14 protein-coding genes are annotated in these 12,105 nt (G+C 26.3%); all 14 read left to right on the top strand.

From position 1 onward, the window contains the following. Positions 1-9: 9 nt before the first annotated feature. The 14 genes from AAHM97_RS05110 (at position 10) to AAHM97_RS05045 (ending at position 11,961) form a co-directional block, all read left to right on the top strand. Complete coding sequence (locus AAHM97_RS05110) at positions 10-1,131, top strand: hypothetical protein (protein ID WP_342268871.1); 1,122 nt, start codon at positions 10-12, stop codon at positions 1,129-1,131. A gap of 53 nt (positions 1,132-1,184) precedes the next feature. Further along, positions 1,185-2,081 carry a hypothetical protein gene (locus tag AAHM97_RS05105; protein WP_342268870.1) on the top strand — a complete coding sequence of 299 codons (897 nt, stop codon included), beginning with the start codon at positions 1,185-1,187 and terminating at the stop codon, positions 2,079-2,081. A gap of 10 nt (positions 2,082-2,091) precedes the next feature. After that, positions 2,092-3,420: a cysteine--tRNA ligase gene (gene cysS, locus AAHM97_RS05100; RefSeq protein ID WP_342268869.1), complete on the top strand. Its 1,329-nt coding sequence runs from the start codon at positions 2,092-2,094 to the stop codon at positions 3,418-3,420. Between the two features lies 1 nt (position 3,421). Then, a complete protein-coding gene (rlmB, locus tag AAHM97_RS05095; RefSeq protein WP_342268868.1) occupies positions 3,422-4,150 on the top strand; it encodes a 23S rRNA (guanosine(2251)-2'-O)-methyltransferase RlmB in 729 nt (242 codons plus the stop codon). Next, positions 4,137-4,703, top strand: coding sequence for a hypothetical protein (locus AAHM97_RS05090; RefSeq protein ID WP_342268867.1), 567 nt, complete (start codon positions 4,137-4,139; stop codon positions 4,701-4,703). The genes rlmB and AAHM97_RS05090 overlap by 14 nt, the downstream gene beginning before the upstream one ends. A gap of 72 nt (positions 4,704-4,775) precedes the next feature. Next, a complete protein-coding gene (gene rpmG / locus AAHM97_RS05085; RefSeq protein ID WP_342268866.1) occupies positions 4,776-4,940 on the top strand; it encodes a 50S ribosomal protein L33 in 165 nt (54 codons plus the stop codon). Next, positions 4,940-5,452, top strand: coding sequence for a preprotein translocase subunit SecE (gene secE / locus AAHM97_RS05080; RefSeq protein WP_342268865.1), 513 nt, complete (start codon positions 4,940-4,942; stop codon positions 5,450-5,452). The genes rpmG and secE overlap by 1 nt, the downstream gene beginning before the upstream one ends. A gap of 16 nt (positions 5,453-5,468) precedes the next feature. Beyond that, on the top strand, positions 5,469-6,050 hold the full coding sequence (gene nusG / locus AAHM97_RS05075; protein ID WP_342268864.1) for a transcription termination/antitermination protein NusG: 582 nt from the start codon (positions 5,469-5,471) through the stop codon (positions 6,048-6,050). A gap of 2 nt (positions 6,051-6,052) precedes the next feature. Next, complete coding sequence (locus AAHM97_RS05070) at positions 6,053-6,547, top strand: peptidylprolyl isomerase (RefSeq protein WP_342268863.1); 495 nt, start codon at positions 6,053-6,055, stop codon at positions 6,545-6,547. Positions 6,548-7,971: 1,424 nt separating this feature from the next. After that, positions 7,972-8,280, top strand: a complete 309-nt coding sequence (locus AAHM97_RS05065) for a hypothetical protein (RefSeq protein ID WP_342268862.1) — start codon at positions 7,972-7,974, stop codon at positions 8,278-8,280. Between the two features lie 86 nt (positions 8,281-8,366). Next, a complete protein-coding gene (locus AAHM97_RS05060; protein ID WP_342268861.1) occupies positions 8,367-9,347 on the top strand; it encodes a hypothetical protein in 981 nt (326 codons plus the stop codon). A gap of 333 nt (positions 9,348-9,680) precedes the next feature. Beyond that, the gene (gene rplK, locus AAHM97_RS05055; protein WP_342268860.1) at positions 9,681-10,115 is read left to right on the top strand and encodes a 50S ribosomal protein L11; all 435 of its coding nucleotides are present in this window, start codon (positions 9,681-9,683) and stop codon (positions 10,113-10,115) included. Then, complete coding sequence (gene rplA, locus AAHM97_RS05050) at positions 10,115-10,801, top strand: 50S ribosomal protein L1 (protein WP_342268859.1); 687 nt, start codon at positions 10,115-10,117, stop codon at positions 10,799-10,801. Before rplK ends, rplA begins: the two co-directional genes overlap by 1 nt. A gap of 854 nt (positions 10,802-11,655) precedes the next feature. Then, the gene (locus tag AAHM97_RS05045) at positions 11,656-11,961 is read left to right on the top strand and encodes a hypothetical protein (protein WP_342268858.1); all 306 of its coding nucleotides are present in this window, start codon (positions 11,656-11,658) and stop codon (positions 11,959-11,961) included. The last annotated feature ends 144 nt before the right edge of the window (positions 11,962-12,105 follow it).

The raw sequence follows: 12,105 nt of genomic DNA, 5'->3' as shown, positions 1-12,105 counted from the left end.
GTGTATAGGATGTCAACTTATACAATAACAGTCAACAATAGGTTATATCAAGTTGTTGACATCAATACAGAAAGAATAATTGCAACGTTTATTTCTGAAAATGATGCACAAACTTTTATACAAACTCTTTATGCAAAAATGTTCCAGGAGCAAAAGGAAATAATAAGTAATAAATTATTTTTAAGCCAAAAGGGAGAAGACTTTATAAATAGGGCAATTTTAGGAACAAAAAATTTCGACAATAAAGATGAAGATTTTGATGAAGATTTCGAAAATGATCAAGATCTAAATTCAGGCGAAGATTTTGATGAAGATTTTGAGAGTAGTGATTCAAGTACAACAAACTATTTTGACGATGTAATACCAGAAAGCGATTTTGAGTCTGGCAAATGAGATAGTAAAACACTTGACTCAAAGCCTGTTGATGATGATTTTATGGAATTAACAATGAAAAAATTTAGTTCACCTAAACCTGAATATTGAAATATAATTGAAAAACCCTCACTAATTAATAACTATGATGATAATAGTCTTGGAGAAGCGGCAAGCTATGATAAATTTGATGGTAAAACCGAACTTGTAAAAGATCTTACCTTTACTAAGGAAATTGGTAGCATATCAAATAATTATCAAAAGAAAATAGAAGAGACAAGTGAGTCTATATATTTGGATAAAATACAAGAAGAGGGGATTAACTCATTTAATAATTCAGAAATGGTGACGGTAGTTGCGCCCTCCACCGATCCTAATAAACCAAAATTTATTTTAGATAATGCTACAATCGATTCTTCCGAAAGTAATAGCGTTGATTTATCAAATATTTATAAGGATTTTTTAGATAAAGATGGTAAATCTGATAATAATGATGAGTCTAATAACACGTCTGAAGTTACAAAATCTTTTCTAAGTGAGCAAAATATTGTTCAAACTCAAGATAGGGGAGATGTTATAGACTTGGGCCCTATAAAAGAAGAGGATGACATTTTTTCCACACCTAGAGCGGATGCAATAGAAGATGCAGATATTGAGAAAGCAATTTTATCTGGTAAATTAAAAATTCTCTCTCCTAAGGAACAAAAAAAAGAGGATAAACGACTTAGAAAAGAACAAAAAAAAGGTAAAAAAATATAATGTTAATTATAAACAAGGTAAAATATAGTTATATTAATTACGAGGAAAAATAAATGGAACACTTACTAAAAAGTATGTTAGTTGGAAATAATCTTGCATATGCTGCTTCATTTATCATAGGTGCAGCATTATCATGTTATATTTTATACAACACCTTAAGTTTTTATATTTTAAGAGAGAGATATCACGGTATTAGATTCACCACAAAAAATATTACATATATTACGATGATGATAGCTGTCAGTGTCAGTGTTACTATTCTTGTTTCTCAAATAGTACCTCTAACTGTTATTCCCTCTATTCGCATTATTTTTGAAGGTTTGATGGTAAAAATAACTGGATTTATTTTTGGCCCTATAGTTGGTTTTTTATGTGGACTTGTAACTGAATTTTTTATGGTTCTTTTTGTGCCATCATATCTTCACCCGGCCTTCTTAGTAACAATAATTGCATTCGGATTTATTTCAGGATTGGGTTCTAGTTTTATTAAGATATCAAAAGGTAGTAACCTAATAATTTTTGTACTTATAAATTTGTTTCTTTTTGTTTTTGCATTTTTTATGTGATACTTAATCAAGGTGTATAATAAGGATGTTAGTGTTTTTGGTATAAAAATGTCCTCAAATACTTATTCCTCTATATTCTTGTTGGTAGTATCTATTTGTGTTTTTATTATATGGTCATGGGCTATATATTATTTAACAAAGGGCAAAAAAACTCAACTCAACACTCTCCTCCCAATTATTTTGTTTGCAAGTGTTGAAGAATTTTTAGTTGTTGTTATTATTACACCGTGAGGCGATGCTGCCAATTTTGGTATAGGAGAAGTTGGTTATATTTCTATAGTTATTGCTAGATTAATTCAAGTGCCAATTAAAGTGATTTTAAATGTTGCAATCTTAAAAACCACATATGATATAGTTAACCCTCTTGTAAAAAGAGATTGATAAGAGTTAATTAATGTTACAATTGTTTGATGCTTTATCTAAAAAAAATATAAAACTTATAGATAAAAAAAATATTAATATTTATATGTGTGGTCCAACTGTTTATGATTATATTCACATTGGCAATGCAAGGCCAATATTTCTCGCCGACTTTATTTTGAGATATCTGGAATTAGTTGATATTAAATATAATTTTTTAATTAATGTCACAGATATAGATGACAAAATAATTAAAAGAGCTCTAGACGAAAACGTAAGTGAGAATATAATTAGTGAAAAATTTACAAAATATTTTATCAATGATTTGAATTCGTTAAAAGTTATTAAGCCAAATAATATAATAAAGGTAACTGATCATGTACCAGAAATAATTGAATTTATCCAACAACTAATTAATAAAGGTGCAGCATATACCAATGATGGTAATGTTTATTTCAATATTAAAAATTTTGAAAAAGAATATGGAAGGCTATCAAATCAAACATTAAATATGTTAATACCCGGTAATAAAAATGAAGGTTTAAATCAGAAAACTAACATATTAGATTTTGCATTATGAAAGAATACTAAAGAAGGTATAAAATATAAATCACCATGAGGGTATGGGAGGCCAGGATGACACACTGAATGTTCAGTTTTTAATGATTTATATTTTAATGATACAATTGATATTCATATAGGTGGAATAGACCTCAAATTTCCTCATAATGAAAATGAAAGAATTCAATTTTATGCTAAAAATAATATCGAATTGTCAAGGATATGAGTTTATAATGGACATCTATCAGTTAACGGATTTAAAATGTCAAAATCTCTTAATAACACATTAACAATACAAGATTTTATTTTGGAATATGGGGTTGAAACCCTTAGATTTTTATTTTTTAACACAAATTATAAGAGCCCTTTAAATATTTCTAAGGATGTTATTGATGCATCGAAAAAATGAATTGAGAAACATGAAAAGTTAATTAAAACGTTGAATTGAAAAGTATATTTAGAGGAAGTGGTTAGTGAAGGTTGCACAAGTGACAAAATAGGTTTATGAAATTCAAAAATTATAAATTATTTTGAGGATGACCTCAATTTGCCAATGATAGTTACCATTATTGATGAAGTTTACAAAAGTATAAATTATAATTTAAAGATTGGAAAAATAAATAAAAATGTTTTAAATTTTTATAAAAATATATTGAAAAAACTTGGATTTTGTAGTAAAATAAAAGAGCTTGTTAAGGAAGATAAAAATCTTCTAAGTATTTGAAAACAAGCTTTAAAAGATAAAAACTATAGTGAAGCAGATAGAATAAGGAATATTCTAATAGATAAAGGGATATTTTAACATGTTTTTGCTAAAAAGTAAAAATGCAATAGAAGTTCTCATTCTAAATAAACCCTTTTTAATTAAGCGAATTTTCTTATGTGATAAATTTATTTTTGATGATAAAATTTATAAAGCAATTAAAAGCAATAATATTATAGTTGAAAATATAGAAAGAAAGGATTTTTTAAATTTAATAAAAAATGGCAAGGCAAAAATTGCTGCTGAGATATCTGAAGTATCATATTCAGATTTTAGCGATATAGTAAAACTTAATTCAAAAAAATCCAAGTTACTTATTTTAGACAAAATCCAAGACCCACACAACTTTGGTGCCATAATTAGGAGTGCATACCTATTTAATTTTGATGGAATAATTGTATTAAATCGAAATCAGGCACCAATATCAGAGGTTGTAATAAATTCTTCATCCGGAGCAGCTTTTTTAATAGACATATACAGAGTTTCAAATATTAAAAATGCAATCAACCAATTAAAAAAAAATGGATACTGAATATATTGTTCATATTTAGGAAACAATTCGCAAGATTTGGAATCCATAAGTTGAGACAACAAATCAGTTGTTGTCATCGGAAATGAAGGTGATGGCGTCTCAAATAATATTGCAAAGATAAGCGATATTTTGTTTACAATCAATACCAAAAAGAATGGTATTGACTCTCTAAACGCATCAGTGGCAGCTGGTATCATATTTTATAATTTAAATAAAAAGCAAAATGAACACATTTAATGACACATTAAAAATACTCATATCAGAGGCATATAGCCATAATATAAATGAAGATGAAAAAGAAAAACTATTTAAAATTTCAAAATATCATGCAGATAAATTTGAATTTACTTGTAAAACAAGAGGTTTCCCTTTTGAAAAAAGTGATATTTTATTAACTTTATATGAATCAATAATCAAGGCACAAAAATCTTGAAAGCCGGGAAAATGCCATATATCTACATATGTATCTAAAATTTTACAAAATAACATTCTTAACATTTATAGAAAATATAATAGAGAAATTATTAATAAATACAAAAATAAATTTAGTGAGCGTTATTATGATATTCTTGAAGATCAATGTATATGAGCAAATGAATCAGAAATATACAAAAATTCTTACATTAATCAATTTATTAATTCGCAAGAAGAGCGTGATAAAATTGTATATAGAAAAATCATTAAAGGCTTTACAAGAAAAGAGATATATGAATCAAAAATTAGTACTAGAAAAAATGTCTATAATTGTTGAGAAAAATTAACACTTTTTCTAAAAAATAATTTAATTTAATAGATAAAATAATATATAATAATTAAGTAGGCTTTTGCCTACTTTTTAATTGAAAAATTTGCAAGGAAACACGTGGATAAAACAAAACAAAATTCTAAAGTACTGTTAATTTGTTCTATTTGTTTCTCACGAAACTATAAAAAAACAAAAAGTTCTTTAGCTCATAAGGAGAGACTTATTTTAAATAAGTTTTGTAAAACTTGTGAAAAACATACACAACATAAGGAGTCGAGATAATGGCAGATTTTATTGATGATGTTATAAATGATAAACCAGATAATGAAAAAACAAGGAAAAAAAAGGTTCGAAAAGCAAGAACAATAAAAACCAAAGTTAAATTATCGAGAGAAGAAAAACTTAGATCTAAATTTGAAAAACTCAAGGCTAAAGAGTCATATATAAAAAGTAAAAAAGAAGAAAAAATTATTAGAAAGCATCAAAATCAAAAGAAAGGTCAAGAGTTGTTAAACTCTCTAAAAGATGACAATCCCGAGTCAAAAAAACTAAGAGAAAAGCTTATCAAGGATGAAAAGTTTAAAACTGAAAAGAAAAAAAGAAATGCATCATTGTATTTTAGGGAATGACCAATTAAAATGGTAAAAGAAGTCCAAAAGATAAGATGAGCCTCAAGAAGAGATGTTGCAATTAAATTTTTTTGGGTTATTGTATTTATACTTATATTTGGTGCTATTTTTTATTTTGCAGATTGGGGAATATCAACTTTATTTTTGTACATAAAAATAATTTAAGGAAAAGAGGAAAAACATGTCTAATCAATTAGAACAAAGCGAATTAATAGAAAAATTATCAGATTTCAAGGGGCAATGATTTGTTGTTAACTGTATAACTGGATTAGAAGAAAAAGTTAGAGACGATTTGTCTCAAAAGGTTATAACAAATAATCTAACAGACCAAATATTTGATATCAAAGTTAGTAGTACAACAGTAACATCAAAAGATAAAAAGAAAAAAAACGCTAATAAATTCCCGGGATATTTATTTATAAACATGGTTATGACTGATGAAACATGATTTATGGTAAGGAACACTCCTGGAGTAACGGGTTTTATAGGTTCGTCTGGAAAAGGTACCAAGCCCTTTCCTCTAACAACAGAGGAAGTTTCAAAAATGATTTTGAATACGAAGCTTAATGCAAGTAAATCTATTAAAAAGGCAGAGTTTTCCGTTGGTGATTTTGTAAATATAATTGCGGGTTCATTTATAGGTTCGTCTGGAAAAGTTATTAAGATTGATGAAACAAAAGGTGTAGCTACTATCGGGATAGAATTTTTAGGAAGAATAACACCAACAGAGCTCCCATTTGAAAATATTGAGGGGAACTCATAACAGTGGCAAAGAATATAGTAATTGAATTAACCGATGGTAGAGTGATGAATGCTGAACTTTATCCAGAATTAGCCCCAATATCTGTTTCAAATTTTATTGATCTAATAAAAAATAATTTTTTTGATAATCTAATATTCCATAGAATAATAGAAGGTTTTGTAATTCAAGGTGGAGGAATGTATGAAAACATGGAAGAAAAAGAAAAATTAAAAACAATTAAAGGCGAATTTGAAGCAAATGGGTGGGATAAAAACAAAAATCTTTCTCACGTGAGTGGAGTTTTATCTATGGCGAGAACACCTGCATATGATAGCGCAACAAGTCAATTTTTTATTTGTGTTGGTGATGCATCTTTTCTTGATGGCCAATATGCAAGCTTTGGTAGGTTAATTGACAAAGATAGTATTGATATAGCCTTGAAGATCGCCTCTGAAAAAAAAGACTCAAATGATAAACCGCTTAACCCAATTATTATAAAAACAATAAAAGAGGCATAAATTATAAATATTCAGTAAAAATAATCTTGGGCAGGAAAATAACATTTACATTATAGGTAGAAGGTTTTTTTATTAATAAATATAATTAAAATATGAAATACCAATCATTATCAGATTACACAAATACAATGAAGATTCACAAAATTATAAAAAAACATAACATAATTTCTGATGGAAACTTATTTCAAATATAATTTTTTAATATAATAATATAGAATAATTAAAATTGTCTTCTTGAATTAGGAAGAATACATTGCAAAAATTAAACTCAATGATAAACAATTAAAATAAGTTTGCAAAAAAATAAAAAATAAAACTTAGAATAAAAAGCATTGTTCTAAAAAGGCTTATTAATTCATCATGTCAGAAATTAGTTATCAAGTAACGGCAATAACTATGTAATACAAACACCTTTCATTTTGTATAATATATATGAATTTGATAAACTTAATCAGTTTAAAAAAGGTTTGATGTGTGTATATCGACAGTAAGTGATAAACGCTTTAAAAACATTTAATTTATTAAAAAATCCAAATTGAAATCCGGAATGATTACTATTGATAACTCCTTTTGAATTAAAATCTAATCAAAATGCAATGATATAATTACGTACACTTTATATAATTTTTAATCCTTTTTGAGTGTTCTTACAATAAATAAGTATATTAATATTATTTTAACTAAAAAGTAAGTTAAAATAATATTTGTGATTATCAATTAAAATATCTAATTGATTTTTTTAGATATTCATTTGACTTAAAAAATCACACAGATAGAATTTAATAAAAAATAGAATTTTTTTTATGCAAACCACAAATGCACAAATAATTTTTTCAAAAATTGGGATTTATTATACTTTATTTTAAAATATGTTTATAAATTAAGAAAAAACTAAATTGGTTCTGGTATTTCATATTTTGATTTACTATAAAAGTTGTTTTATATATAATTGGTTTTTTTATGAAAAACTTAAGTGGTTGCTTCAACATTAAACTTCATATCTAAGTCTCTTACAAAAAATTATTTTTTTAATTGTATATTTTAATTGTATACAAATTTAATAATCTCTTGCACGAACTCTAAATTATAAGATTCAGAAAATAATTTTATTACAATGCACAATTTTACTTCTAAATGTGAGTGTTAAATAAACAATCTTATTTGTCATTTTCAAAATCGCTTTAATTCACTTTTAGATTTCTACAAAGATTTTAAAATATTTATTAATAACAAATTTTATTAATAATAAATATTTATAAACATGTGGAGAGTTATTTGTTCAACTCCCCCCTTCAAATTTTAATCTTGTTGGGATATAATATAAAAATTATTTTCTGTAAAAATTTTAGTTCAAATAAAAAAGCATAAGGGAAGCTAAGTGTACTGGAGGATAAAACCTCCAGTTTTTTATAAAGGAGATAATAATGAAAAATAAGCATTATGATAAAAATATTAAAAAAATTGTGGTAGAAAGATTTAAAAATGGTGAAAGTGCAAAAATGTTAGCAGATGAACTAAATATATATTCTGGTCCTCAGCTGGTATATATTTGAGCAAAGAAGGAAAAATTTTGTTATCCTAAAGATAAGGTAAATTGTAAGGAGAATAAAATTATGGCAAAAAAATTAAAAGATGTTGTTGATCAAGGACGATTAAAATTACAGAATAAAGAAATAAGAGAATTAAAAAAGGAAAATGAAAGACTAAAAAACAAGCAGACAAAGCATGACTAGATAACTTATTATTAAAAGGAAAATATGAAGTATTGTAAAAGTCCATGCCTTCTTGCACAACCATGGTGATGATGAATTTGATGAGGATGAGTAAGAAGGATAAAATTAATATACAAAAATCAAAAATATATAAACATTACTCATGTTCACAAATATATTTATATGTAGCAAATTTTAATTTAAACACAAATTATTTGATTAAATATTTCAATATTAGTAGAACAACCTACTACAGATTTAAATCAAAATTTAATCTTCTTTCCCCTGTAGATATATTTAAGAATAATCTTCCAATTCCAACATTACCATTATATTTTAGTAAGAAATATTTGCAGGCAAAGAGGTATTTTAACGAATTTATTAGAAAATATAAGGATTTTTGCATTAGTTATAGTGGTATTTCTAATTGAATTAAGGTTTCTAAACAAGAAAATGTATCAATTAAAATGATTAGAAAAATTGCCAATGAAAACCCGAATGTTTTTAAAACCGCATTAAGAAAAAGAAAAAAACATAATTTATCAAAAAAACATAACAAATTTGTTAATGATGATTTAGTAAAAATGAATTATAAAACACCAAATGTAATTGGTGTTGATGGAACAAACATGAAGATTTTCTTAGAAGATAAAAACTCATACAAAAAATTAAATTGTTTAATATCTTATATTTGGGAATGCCAGAAAGTTCTTGCTTATAAATTTGATAAGAATGAAAATAGTAATAGTGTAATTAAGGTTTTTGAAAATATATCAACATTCGCAAACAACAATAATAAAAAATTAATAATTCAATCAGATCTCGGTAGCGCTTTTGCAAATGAAAATATTTTTAACTTTGTAAAGGGTAACAAAAAAATTACACATTCAATGTCTGAAAAAGGGTTCAAACACAACTCTCCAACAGAAAGCTTAAATGGTTGAATTAAACAAAAATTTATAAAATCATTTGGAGACAAATTTAAAAATCTTAATCATTTCTTAAATACATTTGAAAAGTTCATAAAACACTGAAATTTCATGAAGGAAATAAATTATAATATAATTAGTAAAAAGAAAAAAAACTAAGTGTAATTCAGTACACTTAGCTTCCCTTATGCTAAATTATTTTCTAGTTATTACCAATAAAATTATTATATATATAATTTCTCTGAATTAAAATTCGCAAAGCAAACATTATTAATATGTATTTTAGTGTAATTTTTAATATGGAAATATAAATATCAATAGAAAATAGTTATCCCAAATGCTTTTAATCTACATTAAATGAGGGATATTTATCTATAATTAAAATTATTTAACATTTATTATTTCGAATACTATATAATCTTATTAGATAATTTAATTGTGGAAGATTTATAAAATCGATAGGACCACAACGGAAACAAGGAGGTGTTTTTCGTGGCAAAAAAAATTAAACGTATCGCAAAATTAGAGTTTATGGCAATGCAAGCAAAACCTGGGGCAGAATTAGCTTCGCTAGGTATAAATATGCCCCAATTCACACAACAATTTAATGACGCAACTAAGGACAGAGTTGGTGATGTGGTGCCTGTTATAATTACTGCATATGATGACAAAAGTTTTGATTTTGAACTGAAGACAAGCCCAGTTGCATTTTTACTTAAAAAAGCCGCAGGAATTGAAAAGGGTGCTAAACTGCCTGGAAAAGAATTTGTGGCAACCTTATCAGTTGATAAGGTTCGTGAAATTGCAGAGTACAAAATGAAAGACTTGAATGCTTATAATATTGATGCAGCAATAAGAATAGTGGAAGGTTCTGCTAGAAATATGGGAATAAAGGTTGATGGAATGCCAGAAAAGGAAAATAAATAATGGCAAAAATGAGCAAAAAATTAAAACAAGCTAATGAGCTTGTAGATAAGAAAAAATCATACCAAATCACCGATGCCATAGAACTAATTAAAAAAACATCATTAACAAAATTTGATTCAACGATAGAAATAGCTTTTAATTTAAATCTAGATCCAAGACATGCAGATCAACAATTAAGAGGGGCAATCCTGTTGCCGGCTGGAACTGGAAAATCTCAAAAAATATTAGTTTTAACTAAAACAAAGGCTACCGAAGCACAAAACGCGGGGGCAGACTTTGTTGGAGCGGAAGATATGATTAGTAAAATAGAAAATGAAAACTGGTTTGACTATGATGTTATTGTTGCAACACCTGAAATGATGGCTAGCCTTGGTAAGATTGGAAAAATATTAGGACCAAAAGGTTTAATGCCGAATCCTAAAACTGGAACTGTTACAATGGAAGTTGGAAAGGCAATAGATGAAATAAAAAAAGGAAAAGTTGAATATAGAACTGATAAAGAGGGAAATGTTCACTTAATCTTAGGAAAGGTATCCTTTAAAGATGAATCTATATTAGAAAATTATAAAGCTGTATTGGATATAATTAAGAAATCTAAGCCAGCATCAGCCAAGGGAACTTACATAAAAAATATAACCGTATCAACTACTATGGGGCCTGGAATAAAGGTCTCTCTGGAAAACTAAAAGTTGCTTTTAAAAACATTTAGAATAGCGTTTGACAAGCTTACGTAGGTTTTTTATAAATTTAATGCTATTTCTTTTACGAAATGGCATTTTATTTTTTTCTGGGATAACACTCACAAAATAAATACTCTTATTTTTTTATAGTGAAGTTTTATAATTTTTATTATTAATATATTTACTAATACAAAAAAATGACTCTAAGTAGACCAGTTAATCTAATAACTGTTCTACTTTCTTTCTAAATTATAATTTATTTCCTTTATTCAATTTCAATTTTTAACAAATTTTTGGAAACAATTGGAAAAATGTTTCATATCTCTAAATGTTCTACCGAATGATTTAAAAAACTTTTGTTTAACCCAACCATTTAAGCTCTCTGTCGGAGAGTTGTGTTTAAAACCACTATTAGACATTGAGCGGAATATATTTTTTGAACTATTAACATAATCATAAATAGATTTATTTGCAAACGCAGTTCCACGATCTGATTGAATAATTATTTTTTTATTTTCATTCTTAGCATAATTATTAACTTTTTTTATACTTTTAAAACATTAGCAAAATTTTCTGTTGGCTGAAACGAACATGAAATAATATTCTTTTTATCTCAACAATATGAAATTATTGCACATGTTTTTGTTATATTCTTTTTGCCTTTTAAATAGAATCTAAAATATGTACCATAAATTTCGACAACATTTGGGGTTTTATAGTTATTCTTGACATGGCATCCCTAACATATTGATTGTGATTTGATGAAAAATAATTTCGTTTTTTTGGCCCATATACTGAGCGTAAGGGAATCTAAGTGTTCTGGAGAATAAAACCTCCAGTTTTTTATAAAGGAGAAAATAATGAAAAATCAGCATTATGATAAAAATATTAAAAAAATTGTGGTAGAAAGATTTAAAAATGGTGAAAGTGCAAAAAAATTAACAGATGAACTAAATATAGAGTCTGGTCCTCAGCTGGTATATATTTGAGCAAAGAAAGATAAATTTTGTTATTCTAAAGATAAGATAAATTGTAAGGAAAATAAACACATGGCAAGAGAATTAAAAGATGTTGCCGATCAAGGACAATTAAAATTACAGAATAAGAAAATAAAAGAATTAAAAAAGGAAAATGAAAGGCTAAAAAAAGGGGTAGACAAAGCATAACTGGATAACCTATTATTAAAAGGAAAATATGAAGTATTGGAAAGTCAACGCTTTCTTGCACAATTATGGTGATGATGAATTTGATAAAAATGAGTAAGAAGGATAAAATTAACATACAAAAATAAAAAATTTATAAGTATTACT

Source organism: Spiroplasma endosymbiont of Aspidapion aeneum (genome assembly GCF_964031045.1).
Taxonomy (GTDB): Bacteria; Bacillota_I; Bacilli_A; order Mycoplasmatales; family Mycoplasmataceae.
This window is presented reverse-complemented; position numbering and strand designations above follow the sequence as displayed.